Annotated in this window: 20 protein-coding genes; 8 read left to right on the top strand and 12 right to left on the bottom strand. The window is 63.3% G+C overall.

Translation table 11 applies throughout. The annotated features are described in order from the left end of the window. Positions 1 to 51 precede the first annotated feature (51 nt). Positions 52 to 945 (bottom strand): DMT family transporter, encoded by an 894-nt coding sequence (locus FJ527_RS27620; protein ID WP_140824543.1) that lies wholly within the window; start codon positions 943 to 945, stop codon positions 52 to 54. A 90-nt stretch (positions 946 to 1,035) separates the two neighbouring features. Between FJ527_RS27620 and FJ527_RS27615 the strand changes: the two genes are divergently transcribed. Then, positions 1,036 to 1,962 carry a LysR substrate-binding domain-containing protein gene (locus tag FJ527_RS27615; RefSeq protein WP_140824542.1) on the top strand — a complete coding sequence of 309 codons (927 nt, stop codon included), beginning with the start codon at positions 1,036 to 1,038 and terminating at the stop codon, positions 1,960 to 1,962. A gap of 59 nt (positions 1,963 to 2,021) precedes the next feature. Here the strand turns inward: FJ527_RS27615 and FJ527_RS27610 are convergent, their stop codons facing one another. Continuing rightward, positions 2,022 to 2,624 (bottom strand): hypothetical protein, encoded by a 603-nt coding sequence (locus tag FJ527_RS27610; protein ID WP_140617124.1) that lies wholly within the window; start codon positions 2,622 to 2,624, stop codon positions 2,022 to 2,024. Between the two features lie 114 nt (positions 2,625 to 2,738). On the opposite strand from FJ527_RS27610, the gene FJ527_RS27605 reads away from it, so the two are divergent. The 5 genes from FJ527_RS27605 to FJ527_RS27585 all read left to right on the top strand — a co-directional run bounded on the left by FJ527_RS27605 (position 2,739) and on the right by FJ527_RS27585 (position 7,594). Further along, positions 2,739 to 2,972: a DUF2093 domain-containing protein gene (locus FJ527_RS27605; protein ID WP_010915490.1), complete on the top strand. Its 234-nt coding sequence runs from the start codon at positions 2,739 to 2,741 to the stop codon at positions 2,970 to 2,972. Positions 2,973 to 3,195: 223 nt separating this feature from the next. Beyond that, a complete protein-coding gene (locus tag FJ527_RS27600; protein WP_140824541.1) occupies positions 3,196 to 5,070 on the top strand; it encodes an adenylate/guanylate cyclase domain-containing protein in 1,875 nt (624 codons plus the stop codon). Between the two features lie 135 nt (positions 5,071 to 5,205). Continuing rightward, positions 5,206 to 6,537, top strand: a complete 1,332-nt coding sequence (locus tag FJ527_RS27595) for a hypothetical protein (RefSeq protein WP_140824540.1) — start codon at positions 5,206 to 5,208, stop codon at positions 6,535 to 6,537. A gap of 26 nt (positions 6,538 to 6,563) precedes the next feature. Next, positions 6,564 to 7,160 carry a hypothetical protein gene (locus tag FJ527_RS27590; RefSeq protein WP_140824539.1) on the top strand — a complete coding sequence of 199 codons (597 nt, stop codon included), beginning with the start codon at positions 6,564 to 6,566 and terminating at the stop codon, positions 7,158 to 7,160. Between the two features lie 101 nt (positions 7,161 to 7,261). Next, entirely contained in the window at positions 7,262 to 7,594 is a 333-nt protein-coding gene (locus FJ527_RS27585) for a hypothetical protein (protein ID WP_140824538.1), read from the top strand. Between the two features lie 272 nt (positions 7,595 to 7,866). Here FJ527_RS27585 and lpxK read toward each other — a convergent pair whose 3' ends face one another. The 6 genes from lpxK to FJ527_RS27555 all read right to left on the bottom strand — a co-directional run bounded on the left by lpxK (position 7,867) and on the right by FJ527_RS27555 (position 13,459). Then, positions 7,867 to 8,892, bottom strand: a complete 1,026-nt coding sequence (gene lpxK, locus FJ527_RS27580; RefSeq protein WP_140824537.1) for a tetraacyldisaccharide 4'-kinase — start codon at positions 8,890 to 8,892, stop codon at positions 7,867 to 7,869. Position 8,893: 1 nt separating this feature from the next. Then, positions 8,894 to 10,210 carry a lipid IV(A) 3-deoxy-D-manno-octulosonic acid transferase gene (waaA, locus tag FJ527_RS27575; protein WP_015318346.1) on the bottom strand — a complete coding sequence of 439 codons (1,317 nt, stop codon included), beginning with the start codon at positions 10,208 to 10,210 and terminating at the stop codon, positions 8,894 to 8,896. After that, complete coding sequence (locus tag FJ527_RS27570; protein ID WP_140824536.1) at positions 10,207 to 10,998, bottom strand: lysophospholipid acyltransferase family protein; 792 nt, start codon at positions 10,996 to 10,998, stop codon at positions 10,207 to 10,209. The genes waaA and FJ527_RS27570 overlap by 4 nt, the downstream gene beginning before the upstream one ends. Positions 10,999 to 11,003: 5 nt before the next feature. Further along, the gene (locus FJ527_RS27565) at positions 11,004 to 11,249 is read right to left on the bottom strand and encodes a DUF4170 domain-containing protein (RefSeq protein WP_140661886.1); all 246 of its coding nucleotides are present in this window, start codon (positions 11,247 to 11,249) and stop codon (positions 11,004 to 11,006) included. A gap of 76 nt (positions 11,250 to 11,325) precedes the next feature. Continuing rightward, complete coding sequence (locus FJ527_RS27560; protein ID WP_140824535.1) at positions 11,326 to 12,129, bottom strand: 3'(2'),5'-bisphosphate nucleotidase CysQ; 804 nt, start codon at positions 12,127 to 12,129, stop codon at positions 11,326 to 11,328. Then, positions 12,116 to 13,459: a TldD/PmbA family protein gene (locus FJ527_RS27555; protein WP_140824534.1), complete on the bottom strand. Its 1,344-nt coding sequence runs from the start codon at positions 13,457 to 13,459 to the stop codon at positions 12,116 to 12,118. Before FJ527_RS27555 ends, FJ527_RS27560 begins: the two co-directional genes overlap by 14 nt. Positions 13,460 to 13,634: 175 nt before the next feature. Here FJ527_RS27555 and FJ527_RS27550 point away from each other — a divergent pair, with 175 nt between their 5' ends. Beyond that, positions 13,635 to 14,051, top strand: coding sequence for a VOC family protein (locus FJ527_RS27550; RefSeq protein WP_015318351.1), 417 nt, complete (start codon positions 13,635 to 13,637; stop codon positions 14,049 to 14,051). 24 nt (positions 14,052 to 14,075) lie between these two features. Here FJ527_RS27550 and epmA read toward each other — a convergent pair whose 3' ends face one another. Continuing rightward, positions 14,076 to 15,122 carry an EF-P lysine aminoacylase EpmA gene (gene epmA, locus FJ527_RS27545; RefSeq protein WP_140824533.1) on the bottom strand — a complete coding sequence of 349 codons (1,047 nt, stop codon included), beginning with the start codon at positions 15,120 to 15,122 and terminating at the stop codon, positions 14,076 to 14,078. Positions 15,123 to 15,236: 114 nt separating this feature from the next. On the opposite strand from epmA, the gene efp reads away from it, so the two are divergent. Then, on the top strand, positions 15,237 to 15,806 hold the full coding sequence (gene efp / locus FJ527_RS27540; RefSeq protein WP_015318353.1) for an elongation factor P: 570 nt from the start codon (positions 15,237 to 15,239) through the stop codon (positions 15,804 to 15,806). An 84-nt stretch (positions 15,807 to 15,890) separates the two neighbouring features. Here the strand turns inward: efp and FJ527_RS27535 are convergent, their stop codons facing one another. From FJ527_RS27535 to FJ527_RS27525, 3 genes are read right to left on the bottom strand one after another with little or no spacing between them, the layout of a single operon-like run. Beyond that, positions 15,891 to 16,763, bottom strand: a complete 873-nt coding sequence (locus tag FJ527_RS27535) for a patatin-like phospholipase family protein (RefSeq protein ID WP_140617132.1) — start codon at positions 16,761 to 16,763, stop codon at positions 15,891 to 15,893. Next, positions 16,760 to 18,157 carry a pitrilysin family protein gene (locus FJ527_RS27530; RefSeq protein ID WP_181166518.1) on the bottom strand — a complete coding sequence of 466 codons (1,398 nt, stop codon included), beginning with the start codon at positions 18,155 to 18,157 and terminating at the stop codon, positions 16,760 to 16,762. The genes FJ527_RS27535 and FJ527_RS27530 overlap by 4 nt, the downstream gene beginning before the upstream one ends. 2 nt (positions 18,158 to 18,159) lie before the next feature. Further along, positions 18,160 to 19,548 (bottom strand): pitrilysin family protein, encoded by a 1,389-nt coding sequence (locus FJ527_RS27525; protein WP_140720927.1) that lies wholly within the window; start codon positions 19,546 to 19,548, stop codon positions 18,160 to 18,162. Between the last annotated feature and the right edge of the window lie 114 nt (positions 19,549 to 19,662).

Raw genomic sequence — 19,662 nt, 5'->3', positions numbered from 1 at the left:
TGAAATCGGTGGTTCCCGACACGAGTCAGGGAAAGATCGCAAGCTTTTGAATCAGCGTTTCAAATTCACCACGATGACACCGCCGAGCGCCAGCGCGCCGCCGAGGATGCCGAGCAGCGTCGGCACCTCGCCCAGCCAGAAGAAGCCGATCAGGGCCGACATCGGCGAGACCAGATAGAGGAAGTTCGAGGCACGCGCCGCCGGCAGGCGCGACAGCGCGGTTGCCCACGCCGCATAGGCAACCAGGCTCGGCACGATGCCGAGATAGATGACGGCGCCGACGCCGGCAGTGTTGGCGACAGCGGCCTGCTGCAGAGCGGTGGGCAGGAAGGGCGCCAGGCAGAGCGCGCCGAGCACCATGTTGGACGCCGCGATCGTCAGCGGATGATGACGGGCAAACAGCGGCTTCTGGACGATGGTGTTGACGGCCGAGCAGAGGGCCGAGCCAAGTACCAGCAGCGCGCCGGCATTGAAATGAAGGCCATGCCCGTCGGCGACGGCGATGATGCCGATGCCGGCGAAGGAGATGACCGTGCCGATCCAGGCCAGGCCGGAGAAGCGCTCGCCGAGCAGCGCCATTGCCATGATGGCGGTAAAGATGGGACTGACATTGATGATGAAGCCCGCCGCTCCGGCCGAGACCGTCAGTTCGCCAAAATTGAGCATCGCCGTGTAGAGCGCGACGAAAATGGCGCCGCCAAAGGCGAAGCGCCAGAGATCGCCAATCCTGGGCAGAGCCGGACGCTTGACGGCAAGGAAGATCGCCGCCGGCACGGCGGCGATGGCAAAGCGCAGGGCGCCAAGCTCCAGCGGCTGAAAGGCGGCGAGCCCGGCCCGGATCGCCGGGAAGGCGGAGGCCCAGCCGATCACCGTCAGCGCCACGGCAATGGCGGCCGTGGTGTCCACCCGCTGTGTCGAATTCAACGTGCCTGTCGTCATGCTCATCCCAGTGCCTCGGATTCTTCAGGTCTCGGGAGCAGGAAACGCCTTTCCAGGTCAATTGACAAACGACCAAATCGAGGGTCACCTGTGAGCATGGATCACAGCTCGAACAGTATGCTGCCCTTGGAGACGTTGCGCGCTTTCGACGCGGCGGCGCGCACGGGGAGCTTCTCGGCCGCCGCCGAAAAACTCAACCTCACACATGGCGCGGTCAGCCGGCAGGTCGCCAAACTCGAAGACTGGCTTGGCCTGAAGGTTTTCGAGCGCGGCGCGCGCGGCGTGACGCTGACCAACGAAGGCAATCGCCTGCATCTCAGGACCACCGAAGCCTTCGCGCTGATCTCGGTCAATTCCGACCGGTGGGTGGAGCCGCGCGGCACCGCGGTGGTGCGCCTGGCCTCCATTCCTTCGGTGAGCGGCCTGTGGCTGATGCCGCGCATGGCGGCGCTGGAGAACGATCCCACCCGCCTGCGCATCGTGCTCGATGTCGACGACCGCCAGGCCGATCTCGCCGACGAAGGCATCGATCTGTCGGTGCGCTGCGGTCGCGGCCGCATCCCGGGCCGTGTCTCGGTGCAACTGTTCGAAGAATATCTCTTCCCGATCGCCTCGCCGGGCCTCGCACGGGAGATCGGCAGCGGCGATCCAGCCCGGCTGCTCAAATTCCCGCTGATCAACGATTCCGACGCTTCGGGCTGGCGCGCCTGGTTGGCCGCGCAGGACATGGACTACCGGCCGCGCCCGCAAGACCGTCGTTTCGAGGATTACAATCTGGTGCTCGATGCAGCGGCTCATGGCCTCGGCATCGCGCTGGCGCGGCCGCCGCTCACCGAGCACCAGATACAGTCCGGCCGCCTCGTCGCCGTTGACGATCGCACCGTGCTCAATCCCGTTTCCTACTGGCTGGATCGTCCGGTGGGCCGGCCGCGCGCGGCCGCCGCGGATCTCGCCAGGCGCATTGCCGAACAGGCCGGGCTTGCTTCGGCAAGGCTGGAAGCTTTCCTGCAGGATGAGGATTAGGCTCTGACGCATCTCGGAGAATACGTGACGGCCGCTGCTGGAAATCGCGTGATACTCGCTTAACGGAACAGCAAAAGCACGATCGTGGTGGTTGCGGCCGAGACGATGGCCGTCACGATCGATATCGTCCACAGCGACGACGGAACTGGCTCGGATCGGGGAGCATGGCCCGCTGGACGGATGGAGGCGCCGCGCGGTTGCGGCGCGTTGACATTGGCCGCGACCAGCACCGCGGCCGAAGCGACGGCCGGCGAGAATGTGGATAGGGCCGGCGGCGCCGCGAGTTTGGGGGTGCTGTCGTTGGCCGTTATCCGCGGCGGAGCGAAGCCGCGCGAAGCCTGATCGGTGTCCGTCCCTGCCCCACCCGTCGAGGCTCGTGCCAATGCATGGTGGGTGGCGGCGTCAGGTTCCATGACGGCCCGGTAGGCATCCTCGATCTCGGGGGAGGACAGGCGTTGCGAGGTTTGACCGGCCGGCCGCGGTAGCGAGCCTTGCAGCGCCTGGGCGGCGAACTGCGCCGATTGCACCATCGCGGGCGCCGCCGGCTGGACGAGCGCTTTGACCAGAGCCGCGGTCGCGGGATCGGCCCTGGGCGAAGGCACCGGCCCGGGAATGAGCGCTTCTTTCAGCAAAGACGTCATACTGGCATTGGCGATGTCCATGGCGCTTCCTGACAACCATTGTGCCATACCGCAATATTATATGAGCATTGCGCCAAGCTTGACCTTGCCCACGATTTATGGCGATTGAATCCCGATGAACTCAAGTGCCGTTGCATGATGAACCGTTTCGAAGGCCCGGGCGGCAAGGAAGCCCGCATCCGCTATCTCGATGGCGATTTCCAGGTCACCAGCCCGGGCTCGTTCGTGCGCTGCGCGGTGACGGGCGAAAACATCCCGTTGGACGAGCTGAAATACTGGAGCGTCGCCAGGCAGGAACCCTACGTGAACGCCACCGCATCGCTGCGCCGCGAAATCGAGGTGCATCCGGAGTTGCGCAAACGGAGTTAGATATTATTCCGTCGGTCAGACGCAGGTGAGGATCGGCCCCATCTGACGATCACCGTCAACGGCCAGCTCGCGCCAGCCCGCCATTTCCGGGAAGTGCCTGTTATACTCGGACAGTCGCGTATCGGACCGGCGCGAGCGACCATTCCAGCCGCGTTGGCGCCGGGCAGGTAAATCAGGTAAACTAAATCAGGCGGAACCATTGTCCGCGATTTCAGGAGACGACATGTCCGAGGAGCATGTTGAGCGTCGGCTGGCGGCGATCCTGGCTGCGGATGTGGTCGGCTATAGCCGTCTTATGGAGGTCGACGAAGAGCACACGCTCAATCTCCTTCGACAGCATCGGCGGGAGTTCTTCGATCCGACCGTCACCAAGCACGGTGGGCGCATCTTTAAGGTAATGGGTGACGGCTTCCTGATGGAGTTCGGCAGCGTAATCAATGCTGCGCGCTGCGCGGTTGAGATCCAACGCGGCATGTCCGAGCGAAATGCCGGCATCCCTGAGGACCGGCATTTCAAGTTTCGCATGGGTATCAACCTTGGCGACATCATCGTCGACGGTGATGATTTCCATGGCGACGGCGTCAACCTTGCGGTGCGGCTCCAGGGCCTCGCGATACCCGGCGGCATCGCCTGCTCGGAAGCGGTTCGCCATGCGGTCGGCAACAAGCTGGGCGTCGACTTCGCCGATCAGGGCGACAGGACCGTCAAGAACATTGCTCAGCCGGTGCACGTCTATTTCGCCAACTTGGGCCAGGGCGTCAATGTCGAGACGCATATCGCGGCCAGGAGCGTCCAGACGCTGCCGCGGTCGGACAAGCCGTCGGTGGCGATCCTACCCTTCGCCAATCTGAGCAATGATCCCGACCAGCAGTATTTCAGCGACGGCATCACCGAAGATATCATAACCGACCTCTCGAACGTTTCCGGCCTGTTCGTACTCAGCCGCAATACGGTCTTCGCCTTCAAGGGGAGGACCGACAAGATGGAACGCATCGCCAGGGAGCTTGGCGTTGGCTATATTGTCGAGGGCAGCGTCCGCAAGGCGGGAAACCGGGTCAGGATCAATGCCGAGCTGATCGAGGGCGCCACGGACGGACACGTCTGGGCTGCCCGCTACGACCGCGACCTCACCGACATTTTCGCTGTGCAGGACGAAATCGCCAAGGCGGTCGTGGCGCAGCTCAGGGTCAGGCTCCTGCCCGAGGAGAAGAGGGCTATTGAGCAGGCGCCGACGGACAATGTGGAAGCCTATACGCATTATCTTCGAGGGCGCGATTACAGCCACATCGCCACCAGAGCGAACCACCTGATGGCCAGACAAAGTTATATCAGGGCCATTGAGCTCGATCCGGGATATGCCCGCGCATATGCGGGCTTGGCGGTCAGTGACGTACGCCTTCAGTCGATGTTCGGCTCACCGATCCAAGTGGACGACATTCTCGCGACCGCGGACAAGGCCCTGGCTCTGGACCCGAATTTGGCCGAGGCGCATTCGGCCAGAGGCTTTGCCCTGTCGCTCGCCGGCCGCCGTTCCGACGTCGCGGCGGCGTTCGAACAGGCTCTCGCGCTCGATCCCAATTGCCACGAGGCCTACCGGTACTATGCCGAGTTCTGCGTAACTGGCGGCCAGTTCGAGCTCGCCGCGACATACTTCATGCGCGCGATGGAGATCAAACCGACCGACTACGGCGCACCGGTCATGCTGGTGAACGTCTTCCGCACTCTCGGCCAACAGAACGACGCCGAGCTTTATGCGCGGATCGCATTGGAGAGAGCTGAAGAGGAACTCCGTCTGCATCCGGAGAACGCCAATTGTGCCTGCCTGGGGGCTATCGTGCTGGCCTTCCTTGGTGAACGCGATAGGGCAGCGAAGTGGCTTGACCGGTCTCTGGCGATCGACCCTAGCGATATGAACACCCAATACAACGCCGCTTGTACCTATGCGTTGCTGGGGGAGTTCGAACGCTCGATTGACCTTTTGGAAGCATGGTTGCCGCAGGCTGGCGCCGAGATGAGACTCTGGTTCAAGAACGATTCCGATTTCGCCTCTGTTCGCGGTCATCCTCGCTACCAGAAGTTGCTCCAGCTCCTGCAGTAGCGATACGCATTGTTCTTGAGGCAATTTTATTGCCGATACTCATGAACCGTCCTTCGGAAGTTCTACCCGACAACAAACGCCCTCGCCAGCCCACGGATACTATGTTATGTTACTAATATAACCGAGAGGTGGGGAATGGGTACCCGGTTCAGGTTGTTCGTTCAGCCTCCGTTCGAAGACCCTACGTCAAGCCCCGAGATCATTACGGTTTCGTCCCCGCTAGGCAGCGTCGGACCTGGCCCATCCGACGATCGTATGTATGTCGTCGAGCCGGTCGACAAGACACGGCCCTATGGCGTCAACCACGGACCCTTGGGCACGCCCTTGATTTCTCTGCCGCCTTGGACGCGGGCGATCCTAGATCCGGCCGTTCCCGACGAGGACGGCAATTTTGATCACTATCGGCCCTCTACGCCCGGCTTCGAAGCAGCACACGCGTTCGGTTGCGTGCGCTTCACGCTCGACGTTTGGGAGCGTTACATCGGCCAACCGCTCATCTGGCATTTCCGCGACCACTACGACCGCCTGGAAATCTCGATCCTGCCGGGTTGGGATAACGCCCAATACGGCTACGGCTTCCTCGAGCTCGGCAGCCAATTCGTGAAAGACGGACGCGCGCTCCCCTTCAGCCTCGACTTCGATATTATCGCGCACGAGGTTGGCCATGCGTTCGTCTATAGCGTCCTCGGCATACCCGACCCGGGAGCTGAGCTCCCCGAATATCTGGGCTTTCAGGAGGCCTTTTCTGACTGCGTTTCGTTGATTGCGGCCATGCATTTTCCCTCCGTGATCGAAAATGTTCTGACGGAGACGCGTGGGAATCTCTACATCGCCAACCAACTCTCTCGCTTCTCGGAGTTCTCGCCGCACCGCCAGATACGCGAGGCCAACAATAAACTGACGATGGCCGATTTTGCGGACGGCTGGACCGACGAGCATGCGCTGTCACAACCTCTCACGGGCGCTTTCTTCGACATTCTGGTCGATGTCTTTCATGAGAGCTTGGTGGCTCGAGGGCTGATCTCTCCGGAGGCAGAAGATCTTGCCGACCTCGCCGAGATCGACCCAGCTGCGGAGCTGCCAGTCCAGGAAGTCTTTGACCGCGATTTCGCTCGCGATCCAGAAGGTTTCGTCGAAGCGCTGCTCGACGCGCGGGATATCATGGGTAGCTATCTCGCCAAGACGCTGTGGGCTCTCGCCCCGGATTTCCTGGACTACGGCAACGTGGCGAGAACGATGCTCGCGGTCGACGACAACATGACCGGAGGAGAACTATCAAGGATCATCTTCCGGGATTTCGAGCGGAGAGGGATTTTTCGCTACCGTGCCGGGCCTCGCCTGACGAAGCCAAACCGAAAGAGCCATGTTCATGAAGGTCGAATCGCTCGTCCACGAGACCAGGCACGTCTGCCGGGTATGAGCTATTTCGAGAAATATTGGATGTCCAGAAGTGGCGCCGAGCTTTGATCAGCATGCAGAAGATAGGGTGATCCATGATACTTGAAACCATTCTAAATACCTCGGCCATACACTTGTTCGGTAGAGTTCTTGAAGATTTGAAGCTTAAGAAGAGAATCGATGGGGGCCGGCCTCCAAGACCTGGCAACAACAGATTCCTGCAGAACCAGATTGACGCCTCGGGTAGCCTGTTGGCGAGGATCTATGCGTTCACCTTCGAAGCGCAGTTCTACGAGTTAGCCCGACCGACCATACTTCTCGTGCATGGGCCGGGCACCGTCGTTGATTATCCAGCCCCGGCAGACACCGACCTCAAGGTCATGAGCCGTGGCCCAAGCGACCCTGCCTATACCGGACTGTCATCGCAGATAGGCTCGTTCGCGCGCGGAATGCAGGTCTGGGTCTACGACAAGAGTGACCTGACAATGCGGCTGGAGCTCGACACCGGAACGCTCGAAGATGTCCTGTTGAGTGCAGAGCTGGACCCGCGTTCGTTTGGTCGATCGGGTGGAGCAATGGGCAGATCCGGCGGCGCGATGGGGCGATCTGGCGGCGCCATGGGCAGGTCCGGCGGTGCGATGGGACGGTCCGGTGGCGCCATGAACCGCGGCGGGCGCGGCGATTCGGACTAAGGCAGTTTCCGGGAAAAGTGAGGGCGGTTTTCCGTCCGGAATTGCGTAGAACAAGGAGATAATGTCTCCGGTTGTATTGAGAACGCCAGAGGAGGTGGACCATGGCAATAGATATAGTGAACGTCGCTACACCTGAGGGGAATACCGTAAGAGGAAAAGATCCTGTTACGGTTGGTGTGACAGTGTCCAGAGATTGGTTTGAAGTCGCTGAGGACTTCGTAATTCAGTTTATTTACGGAGAGACTCTAGAAAGCACGGATTTTTTATCATTATACGATGACTACATAATTATTGAGAATGCAACTGAAATAAATTTCAGGATTAAAGCAGAGTTTGGCGCCGTAGCCGGAGAATACTACGTTCAGATAACGAAAAATTCCTCGGATGAAACGATCGTAAGTGGCCCTGACGATGGAACTATCACTGTATCCTAAGTTGGCCACCGCCAAACAAATACTCTATGACTAACCGTAACGTTAACGTCACATCGGCGTCAGCGGCTCTGCCTTCACGCCAGCCCCTCTTTTGAAAGGGTCAGAACGAGATCATGCCACGCTTCAATCCCAAGGTGACCGCATGTGTGCGATCGCCCGCCCACAGTTTTCCCTAATATTAGAGCGGCTCAGCGTTTGATAGAATCTGACTGCTCTACTTCTTTGTTTTTACGCAATTCCGGACGGAAAACCGCTACGCACCTTCTGAAGCTTCAGTTTCTCAGCTTGCGCTGCCGCCAAGCATCGAGCGTTTCCTCGATGATGCGTTGGGGCACGTGATCAAGCTCGAACACCGTGTCGATTTCCAGCACGTCGAGACGGTCGAGAAAGTCCTGCGGGGCGCCGTGACGCAGCCGGGCGGCGTCCTTGGCGGTGGTGATCAGGCCAAGGCCTTCGGCGCGTGCCGTCGCGGCCAGTTCGGCAAGCTCGTCCTCGGCGTAGAAGTGATGGTCCGGGAAGGGCCTGGACAGGACCACTTCGCCGTCGGCGTCACGCACCGTGTCGAAGAACTTTTCGGGATGACCGATGCCGGCAAAGGCCAGGAACCGCTTTCCGGCAAGCCCGGCCGTGCTGCTCGGCTCCGTGTGGGCCTCGAAGATCGGCCGGCCGGCACGCGCGGCTCGGCGGACCACGGCGTCGGCGGCCGTGCCCTCGCCCATCTTCAGCAGCCCGCTGGTGAAAACCAGCTGGTCGACGATCTTGGCCCTGAGTGGACCGCCCGGGATGACGCGGCCATTGCCGATCCCGTAGCGGGCATCGACCACGACCAGCGCATAATCGATGTGGATGCGCGCGCTCTGGAAGCCGTCGTCCATAATCAGGAAATCGCAACCGTGTTTTTCCAGCAGCAGCCGGGCGCCAGCGGCACGGTTCGGCGTCACCGCCACCGGGGCATGTTCGGCCAGCAGCAGCGGTTCGTCGCCGACATGCCTGGCGCTGTCATGGCTGACATCGACGACATGCGGCTCGGCGAAGGAACCGCCATGGCCGCGCGACAGGAACCCGGGCTTCAGATGCATGCGCTTGGCCTGTTGGGCGAGCGCGATCGCCACCGGCGTCTTGCCGGTGCCGCCGACGGTGAAATTGCCGATACACAGAACCGGCGCCTGGATCTTCTCGCGCCGGGCCCGCCGCATGCCGCGACCGGCAACCAGCGCGTAGACAGCCGACAGCGGCGACAGCGCCAGGACCTTCCAGTCCGGCTCTTCCCACCAGAATGGCGGTGCTTCGGAGGCCATTCTAACGCCCGTTGGCGCCCTTCAGGCGCGCCTTGACCACCAGCGGCTGGATATAGGGTTCGAGCGATTTGAGCGTGCGTGCCAGTGCGCCGCGCATCTCTTCGACAGTCGCGATCCCCGCCGCCATCATCTCGTGGCGCGCCACTTCGTTGGTCAGGAGGAAATTGACGGCGCCGGCCAGCATGTCGCGGTCGCGCACCAGCTTGGCGCCGCCGCTGTCGAGCAGGCGCTGATAGGCCTCGCGAAAATTCTGCACGTTGCGCCCGGCGAGAACGGCGGTGTCGAGCATGGCCGGCTCAAGCGGATTCTGGCCGCCTTCGGAGGTCAGCGAGCGGCCGACGAAAGCGATTTCGGTCAACCGGAGATACAAGCCCATTTCGCCGATCGTATCGCCAAGCAAGATATCGGTATCGGCCCCGATACGGTCGCCCTTGCTGCGCCGCGCGACTTTAAGGCCCATGCCGGAAATCTGCGCGGCAAGGGCTTCGGCCCGATCGGGATGGCGCGGAACGACGATCGTCAAAAGGCCGTGGTGACGCCTGTGCAGCGTCGCGTGAACTTCCGCGGCGACCACTTCCTCGCCATCATGGGTCGAGATCGCCGCCCAGGTCGGCCGATCGCCGATCTGCCGCTGCAATGTGCCAAGCGCTCGCAAGTCGACCGGCGGCGGGTTGGTGTCGACCTTGAGATTGCCCGACACCGTGACCGGCCGGGCGCCGAGCGCCCGAAAACGCTCGCCGTCGACGTCGGACTGGGCAACGACATGGGCCAGATTCTCGAACAGGGCCTCGGCGATGTTGGCCCGCTTCTTCCAAGACATGAAGGAGCGATCGGAGAGCCGGCCATTGACCAGCACCTGCGGCACGTGGCGGGCACCAAGTTCGAGGATGGTCATCGGCCATATCTCGGATTCGGCGATGATCGCCAGATCGGGTTTCCAGTGATCGAGGAAGCGGCTGACCGCCGGCTTCAGATCGAGTGGCACATATTGGTGAATGATGCGGTCGCCGAGCCGCTCGTCGACGACCTGGGCCGAGGTGACCGTACCGGTCGTCAGCACGATGTTGACGCCATAGTCGAGGATGCTTTCGACAAGCGGCACGACGGCCAACGTCTCGCCGACGCTCGCGGCATGGATCCAAATCACCGGGCCCTCGGGGCGCGGCCGTCCGGCGACGCCGTAGCGCTCGCGCCGGCGATTGCGGTCTTCCTTGCCGCGCGAGGTGCGCCAGGCGACATAAGGCCCGACCAGCGGATAGGCTGCCGCGCCGGCAAAACGGTATGCCGACAACATGGTGCGGGCCCAGCGGCCGCTCACCGCGGAGCATCCACGAGGCGGTAGGCCTCGGCGGTCGCGGCATTGAGGGCGGTGGTGATTTCCTGGCGCTTGCGTTCCATTTCGGCGTCATCGGCATCCGCCGCCACGAAGATCGGCGTGCCGATGGTCACGGCGGAGCGGCCGAAGGGCAGGTTGATGGTGGTCTTGTCCCAGCTCTTTTCCAGCACTTTGCGGCGGCTGGTGGCGATGGCGACGGGCAGCAGCGGCCGGCCGGAGAGGCGAGCCAGGAGAACGATACCGAGCCCTGCATCGCGCGGGGTACCGTGGGGAATGTCTGCGATCATGGCGACGTTCTTGCCTGATGTGAGCGACTTTTTGAGGGCGATGAGCGCCTTGGCTCCGCCCTTGTCGAGATGCCTGGCATTGTCGCGCCCGCCCGAACCGCGCACCGCCTCGATGCCGAATTTCTCCAGCATCAGGGCGTTGAGCTCGGCATCGGCGCTACGCGACACCATGGCAACCAGCGGCTTGCGCTTGGGGTAATAGGCCGGCGTCAAAAGATGCTGGCCATGCCACAGAGCAATGATCCCCGGCTCGAACTCGGCATAGGCGCCGCCCGAAAAGCGCGCTGATCCGGCGACCAGGGGGCTGGTCACGCGAACCAGCCGGACGAACTGCGCGAGCAGGCTGGCAATGGCGTTCTTGACGAATCGCGACTGCGCGAGCGGTTCGCGGATCCTGCGCCAGAAGGCCTTGGTCGTGCGGCTGCGGCCCCTGCCCGTGGGCGCGGCCTCGCCGGCTGGCTCTTTCGCCAGATCATGCTCCATCGAAGTCAACCGGTGGCCTTGCTATCGGGATCCAGCAGACGGTGCAGATGAACGACGAAATAACGCATATGAGCATTGTCCACGCTGGCCTGCGCCTTGGCTTTCCACGCCGTGTGCGCGGATTGATAATCCGGATAGACGCCGACGATGTCGAGCGCATCGAGATCGCGGAACTCGGTGCCGCCAAGCTTCTTCAGTTCGCCGCCGAATACCAGATGCAAAAGCTGTTTCTTTCCGTCTTCCGCGGCCATGTCGGTCCTTCACATATCGTGAGTTTGTGACAGGTCTAGACCAAAGCCGCCGACTTTGGAACCTTCGAAAACGCTTTCAGCCATCCAGCCCGGCAATGACGTCGACCAGCACGGCCAGCAGTTCGCCGCTGCCGGCCGCGAGCGCACCGTGGCGGGTCACCTCGCCGGCATAGAGCGGTGCGTGGCCGTGCGGGTCGAGCAGCTGGCCACCTGCCTCGCGCAGGATGAGGTCGGCGGCTGCAATGTCCCAGTCATGCGCGTTCGGCTTGACGAAGGTGCCGTCGAGCGTGCCATTGGCGATCATCGCCAGGCGGTAGGCAAGCGAAGGGCTGTAGGGCGCCCGTTGCAGCCGCTTCTGCCAGCCGGCCGGCATCAGGTCGATCAACTGCTTCAGGCCGGAAATCTCGGGCTTGTCGCCTGGCTTGCGCACCGCAATGCGCTTGCCGTTGCGGAATGCGCCCTGGCCTGGCAGCGCGGAATAGGTCTCGTCCATCGCCGGGCATTCGAGCACGCCGGCGAGCGTGCGGCCATTCTCGACGACGGCGACGCTGACGCACCAGGCGCGCTGGCCTTCAAGGAAGCCGCGCGTACCGTCGATCGGGTCGACAACGAAGGTGCGGCGCGCCGAAAGCCGCGCCAGGTCGTCGTCCGTCTCTTCCGACAGCCAGCCATAATCCGGCCGTGCCGCAAGCAACGTCTGGCGCAGATACGCATCGGCGGCATGATCGGCTTCGCTGACCGGCGAGGTGCCGCCCTTCATCCAGACCTGCGGATTGTTGCCGAAGTAGCGCATGGCTATGAGACCCGCGTCGCGGGCGGCGTCGCGCAGCAGCGGCAGGTCCAGATCGGCACCGGCGGTGGTCAGCTCATGCTCCGGCAAGGGTCATGCCTTCGATCAGGAGCGTCGGGGCGGCGGTGCCGAAATTGCGATCAAGGTCATTCGCGGGCACCATGTTGAGGAACATCGTCTTCAGGTTCGAGGCGATGGTGACTTCGGCGACCGGATAGGCAAGCGCCCCATTTTCGATCCAGAAGCCCGAAGCGCCGCGGCTGTATTCGCCGGTGAGCATGTCTACGCCCTGGCCAAACACTTCGGTGACGTAGAAGCCGCTCTTGAGCGAGCCGATCAGGTCTTCCGGCGACCTTTCGCCTGGCTCGATGGCAAGATTGGTGGAAGACGGTGAGACGGAGGAGCCGCCGCGCGTGCCGCGCCCGTTGGTGACGAGGCCGAGCTCCCGGGCCGCCGATGTCGACAGGAACCAGTGATTGAGGACGCCCTTTTCGATCATCAGGAGTTTCTCGCCCTCGACGCCTTCGCCATCGAACGGGCGCGAGGCCTGGCCACGGCGCCGCAGCGGCTCGTCAGTGACGGTGATGGCGGACGCGGCCACCTGCTTGCCCATCATGTCGCGCAGGAACGAGGTTTTTCGCGCGACGGAAGCGCCGTTGATGGCCCCGGCGATATGGCCGGCAATGCCGCGCGCGACGCGCGGGTCGAACACCACGTCGACCGATCCGGTCGCCGCCTTGCGCGCGCCAAGGCGACGCACGGCCCGTTCGCCGGCCCGGCGGCCGATATCCTCGGCCGCGTCGAGATCGGCAAAATGCTGGCGCGAGGAGAATTCGTAGTCGCGTTCCATGCCGGTGCCCTCGCCGGCGATCACGCTGGCCGAGCGCGAAAAGCGCGAGGCGACATACTGGCCGAGAAAACCGTGCGAGGTGGCCAGAACCAGCCCGCCCAGCCCGGCGCTGGCATTGCTGCCGGCCGAATTGGTTACGCCGTTGACGGCGAGAGCCGCCGCCTCGGCCGCAAGGGCCGCCTCCTTCAACTGGTCCGCCGACACTTCGGTTGCATCGAACAGGTCCAGATCGCGCGTCTGTCTGGCGAGCAGCGCGGGGTCGGCAAGACCCTGGTAGGGATCCTCGGGGGACACTTTGGCCATGGCGACGGCGCGCTCGGCAAGGGCCTTCGGATCGGACACTGCGGTGGCCGATACACTGGCCACACGCTGGCCGACGAACACCCGCAGCGAAACGTCGTCGCCCTCGGACGCCTCTGTGTTTTCGACCTTGCCAAGCCGCACCGAAACACCGGTCGAGCGGCCACGCACCGCGACGGCGTCCGCGGCATCGGCGCCAGCGCGTTTGGCGGCCTCGACCAGGGCCGCGACACGGTCCGTCAATTTCGCGGCGTCGAGCTTGTCGGTCATGCACTTGATCCTGTTTTCTTCAGCCTGTCCGGAAGGCAGGTGCTGCCGCACCATCTATTGTTCCACTGCCGCTTGTGCAATGGCCGAAGGGCAATCAGGATGTTGCGACCAAATCGCCATCGAAGCGCCCGCAAAGAGCGGACGTCGCGGTTTTTGCCTATCTGGAGCCTTCGCCATGACGCCTTTCCATCTTGCCTTTCCAGTCCGTGATCTCGATGAAACCCGAACTTTCTATGGCGAGGTGCTGGGCTGTGCGATCGGCCGCTCGTCGGCGACCTGGGTCGATTTCGACCTCTACGGCCACCAGATGTCGGCGCATTTGCGGCCGCAGGCCGCGCGAGCTGCAAGCGACGGCAAGGTCGACGGCATTTTGGTGCCGATCCCGCATTTCGGCGCTGTGCTCTTGATGGACGACTGGCAGCGCCTGGCGACGCGGCTGGAAGCGCGCGACGACATAGACTGGCTGGAGCGGCCGATGGTCCGCTTCAAGGGCGAGCCCGGCGAACAAGCGACATTGTTTATCCGGGATCCCTCGGGCAATGCCTTGGAATTCAAGGGCTTTCGCTCGCTGGAGCAGGTATTCGCGCATTGAGATCAAAGGGGCGGCAGCCCGTCTTCAAGATGCCGGGACCGGAGTCCAGATCACGTCCTCGATCTTCTGCGCGCCGGTCGCCAGCATCACCAGCCGATCGAAGCCGAGCGCGATGCCGCTGGCCTGCGGCATGATGGCCAACGCGGCGAGGAAGTCCTCGTCCAGCGGGTAGCGCTCACCATAAACGCGCTCTTTCTCGTCCATCTCGATGACGAAGCGCCGGCGTTGCTCGGCCGCGTCGGTCAGTTCGCCAAAGCCGTTGGCGAGCTCGACGCCGCAGCAATAGAGCTCGAAGCGTTCGGCGACGCGCGGATCCCTCGGGCTCGGCCGCGCCAGTGCCGCCTCGGCGACCGGGTACTCGCAAAGAATGGTCGCGCGGCCGAGGCCGAGATTGGGTTCGATCTTTTCCACCATCACGCGGCTGAACAAATCGGCCCAGCTGTCGTCAGGCGCGGTGCGCAGACCGGCCTGGATCAGAGCGGCATGCAGCGCGTCCCGGTCCGTGCCGCCATCGGGCGCGACCGTGGCCAGCAGATCGATCCCGGCGTGGCGGCTGAAGGCGTCCGCCACGGTCAGCCGCTCCGGTTCGGAAAACGGATCGCAGTCGCGGCCCCTGAAAGAGAAGTGCGTGGCCCCTGCCCGTGTCGCGGCCAGCGCCAGCAGATCGGCGCAGTCGCGCATCAGGCTTTCATAGGTCTCGCCCACCCGATACCATTCGAGCATGGTGAATTCGGGATGATGCAAGGGACCGCGCTCGCGGTTGCGGTAGACGGCCCCCAGGCTGAAAATGCGCTGCTCCCCCGCCGCAAGCAGTTTCTTGCAGGCGAATTCCGGCGAGGTGTGGAGATAAAGCGGCGAGCGGGCGCCATCCGGCCCGACCGCTTCGGTGGCGAAGGCCGCCAGATGCGCCTCGTTGCCGGGCGAGACCTGCAGCGCCGCCGTCTCCACCTCAATGAAGTCGTTGCGGGCGAACCAGTCGCGCAAGGCAGCCGTCATCCCGTTGCGCAGCATCAAGCGCGGACGGCGGTCGGCATGGACATGCGGCGTCCACCAGGGCGACGCGGCGGTCATCAGCGCGCTTCGGTTCGCCGAGGGGGCTGGCGGTTCGCGCCAAGATGCGCTAGGCCCCCATCCAGCGCCGCGCAAGCCGGCAAACGCCAGTCAACTCTCGCAGGATTTAAAACCGTGGTGAAAGTCATCGCCAGTTCGCTCCGCAAAGGCAATGTCGTCGACAAGGACGGCAAGCTTTATGTGATCCTCTTCGCCGAAAACATCCACCCCGGCAAGGGCACGCCCGTGACGCAGCTCGATATGCGCCGCATCGGCGACGGGGTGAAGGTGTCGGAGCGCTACCGCACCACCGAACAGGTGGAGCGCGCCTATGTCGAGGAGCGCGAGCACACCTTCCTTTACGCCGATGGCGAAGGCTATCACTTCATGAACCCGGAAACCTACGACCAGGTGGCGGTGTCTGAAGCCGTGGTCGGCGACGCGGCGCCCTATCTGAAGGAGGGCATGCCGGTGCAGGTGTCACAGTTCAACGGCATCGCGATCGCCCTGGTGCTGCCGCAGCGTGCCACCTTCGAAGTGGTCGAGACCGAGCCGACGACCAAGGGCCAGACGGCATCGTCTTCCTACAAGCCGGCCGTGCTTTCCAATGGCGTGCGCACCACCGTGCCGCCGCACATCGCGCCTGGCACCCGCGTCGTGGTGATGACTGCGGACGGATCCTATGTGGAGCGGGCGAAGGACTGAGCGAAGCGGAGGCATTGTTGCCGCCTCGGCATTGATGCCCCGCCGACACGGCACAAAGTAGCCTCGCAGTCTCGCTGACCGCGATCACGACCTGGCTGGTGTTCTTGTCCTTTTTGCTTCGACCTTGGCGGAACGCCGTTCAATTGCGACCTCCACCTCCCGCTTCAGCCGATCCTTGATTTCAACCGTCTCGCTCATCAGGGCCTCGATCTTCAGGAAATCGAGGACGCGGTATTTCGACACCGCCGGGCGGACCAGTATGTCGGGCTGGCACTGTTTCAGCTTGTTGGCGATGATCGACTGCATCATCAATTGCGTGGCGCCGAACATCAGGTCGACGGAGGTCGGCTGCTTGCGGTCGGCCTCTTCCGGCGCGCCAACCACGTCGACGCCGATGATGATATCGGCATCCTTCTCGATCAGGTCGAAGGGCACGGGGTTGTAGATGCCGCCGTCGATCAGCAGCCTGCCGTCGCGCGTCACCGGACGGAAGACGGCAGGAATGGCGGCAGAGGCAGCAAGGGCGGAATGCAGGTCGCCATCGTCGAACACGGCGAGCTTGTGGCCGAAATAGTCGGTTGCTGTCACCTTCAGCGGGATTTTCAATCCGGCGAAGGATTCGGGAATAGCCTCGGGCAGAAACGCCTTCAGGATGCGCTCGACATTGAACTGGCTGACGCGGATGCCATTTTGCATGGCTTCCGCGATCGTGCCCGGCCGCGCCCGCCACATGCGGCTCGCCACCTCGGCACGGCGGCCGAGGATCGAGCGGGCATAGTCGTGGATATCCTTGCCGGTCATGCCCGAGGCCATGCCGGCGCCCATGATGGCGCCGATCGACGAGCCGGCTATCGCCACCGGCTTGATGCCGAGCTCGTCCAGCGCCTCGATGACATGGATATGCGCCAGACCGCGCGCGCCGCCACCGCCGAACGCTATGCCGAAAGTGGGGCTCATCCCTTGCCGGCTCCCGCCAGCGGCGGCCCGACCACCATGATGGTCGGCTCGGTCGTCAGCAGCTTCTTCGCCGCCGCCTTGACCTGATCGATCGTCACCGCGTTGATATAGCCGGCCCGGCGCTGCATGTAGTCGATGCCGAGATCGTCAATCTGCAGCTCGACAAGCGTGGCGGCGATAGAACTCGACGAATCCAGATTGCTGATCGCATAGGCGCCGATCAGATATTTCTTGGTCGCCGCCAGTTCGGCTTCGGTCGGGCCATCCTCGGCCAGGCGCTTGGCGACGTCGCGCACGATAGCGAGCGTCTCGGCCGCGCGATCGGAGCGCGTCCCAGTGGTGACGATCAGCGCATTGGCATGGTCCTGGTTGACCAGAGAGGAATTGACGCTGTAGGCGAGCCCGCGCTTTTCGCGCACCTCCTGGAACAGGCGCGAGGTGAAAGTTCCACCGCCGAGGATCTCATTCATCAGCACCGCCGGGAAGAAATCCGTCGCCTTGCGCTTCACGCCCGGCCAGGCGAGCTGCAGCGATGTCTGCGGCAGGTCGTAATTGACCTCGATATGCTGCGCCAGCTTGGGCTCGATATCGGCTACAGGAGCGAGCGCCTGGTCCCGCGGCAAGTCGCCGAACACCATGTCGAGCTTCTTCTTCAGGGTCTCGGGGTCGATGGCCCCAACCACGGCGACATGCAAGCCGCCGCGCGCGAACACCGCCTTGTGCAGGGCCTCGAGATCGGCCTGCGTGACGGCGGCGATGCTCTGCCTGGTGCCCTGGTCGGAACGCGAATAAGGGTGGTCGCCATAGACGGCGCGCGCCCACCGGTTCTGCGCCACCGTGTCGGGATCGTTCTCGTTGGCGATGATGCCGGACAGGACCTGCGCGCGGATGCGGTCGATCGGCGCCTGGTCGAAGCGCGGCTCATTGACCGCCAGACGCAACAGGTCGAAGGCTTCGTCGCGCTGTTCGGCCAGCATGCGCATGGAACCGTAGATGCCATCGCGGGTCTCGTCGAAGCTCATTTCGGCCCCGGCATCATCGAGCTTGATCTGGAAGGCTTCCGAGTCGAGCGGGCCGGCACCCTCGTCGAACAGGCCGGTCATCAGGTTGGCGAGACCTTCCTTCCCCACCGGATCCTGCGTCGAGCCGCCGCCGAAGACGAAGCGGACGGCGACCACCGGCACGGAATAGTCCTCGACCAGCCAAGCCGTGACGCCTTTCGAGGAGGTAACGGACTGGATCTCCATGGCGCGGGCGGCAAGCGCCGGCAGAACCAGGAAGAGCACGGAGAGGAAGAAGGTTGCGAGGGCGTGGAGGGCCTTCCCTTCTCGCGCGAGGGGAGAAGGGGGAGCCTGGCGGGGAGACGTCAACGCGCCGCTAAACTGGTTCGTCATCATCAATTCCCCGCCTGTTGCTGCGGCAAGAGATAGCCGGTCGTCGAGCGGCCCAATACCAGATAGCGCGCGGCAACGGCCTTGACCTCGTCGGTGGTGACCTTGCGGATGCGGTCCGGCCATTGCTGCACGTCCTGGACGTTGCCGCCGGTGGCAAGCGTCGAGCCATAGATGTTGGCCATGGAATCCTGCTTGTCGCGAGCAAAGATCATCGACCTGACATAGCGGTCCTTGGCTTTTTCGAGCTCGTCCGGGGTGACGCCGTCGCTGGCGATGCGCGCCACTTCCGCATCGACCGCGGCTTCGACGTCGGCCAGTTTGGCGTCACCGCGCGGCGCGCCGTAGACGGTGAAATTGGTGTCGTCGAGCATGGTGCCCTGGAAGTACGCACCGGCGCCGGAAGCAATGCCCTGCTTGACGACAAGGGCCTGGTAAAGCCGGCTGCGGTTGCCGCCGCCGAGGATCTCGGCCAGCAGATCGAGCGCTTCGGCCTCGCCGGGCTTCGCAGTGTGATAGGAGGGCACGACCCATTGTGTCGAGAAACTCGGCACGCTGACGCGAGCGTCGGAGAGCGTGACCGTGCGCCTGGTGTTCTGCTCCGGCTCGACCGGACGGACGCGCGGCGGCAGGTCCGGCCCGCGGGCCACCTTGCCATAGGTCTTTTCGGCCAGCGCCTTCACCGTGTCCGGTTCGACATCGCCGGTCACGATCAGCACGACGTTGTTGGGCCGGTAGTATTTGTTGTAGAACGCCACCGCGTCGGTGCGGTTCAGCTGCTCCATCTCCTGCATCCAGCCGATGACCGGGATGCGATAGGGCTGGTTCTGCCATAGCGTGGCATCGACCTCTTCGTCGAGCACGGCCTGCGGATTGTTGTCGATGCGCGAGCGGCGCTCCTCCAGGATGACATCGCGCTCGGTCTTGATGACGTCATCGGTGAGGATGAGGTTGCGCATGCGGTCGGCTTCGAAGCTCATCATGAGCTCGAGCGCCGACGGTGCCACCGTCTCGTGGAAAGCGGTGTAGTCGTAGGAGGTGAAGGCGTTGTTGGAGCCGCCAATGTCGGAGACGGCGCGGTCGAACTCGCCGGCCGCGTGGTGGGCCGTGGCTTTGAACATCAGATGCTCGAAGAAATGGGCGATGCCGGATTTGCCCGGCGGCTCGTCGGCGCTGCCGATCTTGTACCAGACCATGTGGGTGACGATCGGCGCGCGGTGATCGGGAATGACGACCACTTCCATGCCGTTGTCGAGCAGGAAGTCCGTGACCTTGAACTCGGCCGGCACTGTGCTTGGCAATACGGGGCCGTCCGCCAGGACGGGGGCGGTCATGAACAATGCCAGCGACGTCGCCAGCAGCGTGGCCCGAAGCCATTCAGTCCTTGATGTCATCGATGGCTCCGGTTTCATGCAGCGACGATAGGCAAGGCGCTGGCGACAAGCAAAGTGAATTGTTGGTCATGTTGCCGGCAAAGGCGGCGGCAAAGAGGCCACGGCTGAAAGCAG

It is taken from the genome of Mesorhizobium sp. B2-4-18 (assembly GCF_006441385.1).
In the GTDB taxonomy this organism is placed as follows: Bacteria; Pseudomonadota; Alphaproteobacteria; order Rhizobiales; family Rhizobiaceae; genus Mesorhizobium; species Mesorhizobium australicum.
This window is presented reverse-complemented; position numbering and strand designations above follow the sequence as displayed.

Excerpts from the sequence above, each read along its gene's own strand:
- FJ527_RS27620 (WP_140824543.1), bottom strand. The coding sequence starts at position 945 with ATGAGCATGACGACAGGCACGTTGAATTCGACACAGCGGGTGGACACC.
- FJ527_RS27615 (WP_140824542.1), top strand. The coding sequence starts at position 1,036 with ATGGATCACAGCTCGAACAGTATGCTGCCCTTGGAGACGTTGCGCGCT.
- FJ527_RS27610 (WP_140617124.1), bottom strand. The coding sequence starts at position 2,624 with ATGGACATCGCCAATGCCAGTATGACGTCTTTGCTGAAAGAAGCGCTC.
- FJ527_RS27605 (WP_010915490.1), top strand. The coding sequence starts at position 2,739 with ATGATGAACCGTTTCGAAGGCCCGGGCGGCAAGGAAGCCCGCATCCGC.
- FJ527_RS27600 (WP_140824541.1), top strand. The coding sequence starts at position 3,196 with ATGTCCGAGGAGCATGTTGAGCGTCGGCTGGCGGCGATCCTGGCTGCG.
- FJ527_RS27595 (WP_140824540.1), top strand. The coding sequence starts at position 5,206 with ATGGGTACCCGGTTCAGGTTGTTCGTTCAGCCTCCGTTCGAAGACCCT.
- FJ527_RS27590 (WP_140824539.1), top strand. The coding sequence starts at position 6,564 with ATGATACTTGAAACCATTCTAAATACCTCGGCCATACACTTGTTCGGT.
- FJ527_RS27585 (WP_140824538.1), top strand. The coding sequence starts at position 7,262 with ATGGCAATAGATATAGTGAACGTCGCTACACCTGAGGGGAATACCGTA.
- lpxK (WP_140824537.1), bottom strand. The coding sequence starts at position 8,892 with ATGGCCTCCGAAGCACCGCCATTCTGGTGGGAAGAGCCGGACTGGAAG.
- FJ527_RS27570 (WP_140824536.1), bottom strand. The coding sequence starts at position 10,998 with ATGGAGCATGATCTGGCGAAAGAGCCAGCCGGCGAGGCCGCGCCCACG.
- FJ527_RS27565 (WP_140661886.1), bottom strand. The coding sequence starts at position 11,249 with ATGGCCGCGGAAGACGGAAAGAAACAGCTTTTGCATCTGGTATTCGGC.
- FJ527_RS27555 (WP_140824534.1), bottom strand. The coding sequence starts at position 13,459 with ATGACCGACAAGCTCGACGCCGCGAAATTGACGGACCGTGTCGCGGCC.
- FJ527_RS27550 (WP_015318351.1), top strand. The coding sequence starts at position 13,635 with ATGACGCCTTTCCATCTTGCCTTTCCAGTCCGTGATCTCGATGAAACC.
- epmA (WP_140824533.1), bottom strand. The coding sequence starts at position 15,122 with ATGACCGCCGCGTCGCCCTGGTGGACGCCGCATGTCCATGCCGACCGC.
- FJ527_RS27535 (WP_140617132.1), bottom strand. The coding sequence starts at position 16,763 with ATGAGCCCCACTTTCGGCATAGCGTTCGGCGGTGGCGGCGCGCGCGGT.
- FJ527_RS27530 (WP_181166518.1), bottom strand. The coding sequence starts at position 18,157 with ATGACGAACCAGTTTAGCGGCGCGTTGACGTCTCCCCGCCAGGCTCCC.
- FJ527_RS27525 (WP_140720927.1), bottom strand. The coding sequence starts at position 19,548 with ATGACATCAAGGACTGAATGGCTTCGGGCCACGCTGCTGGCGACGTCG.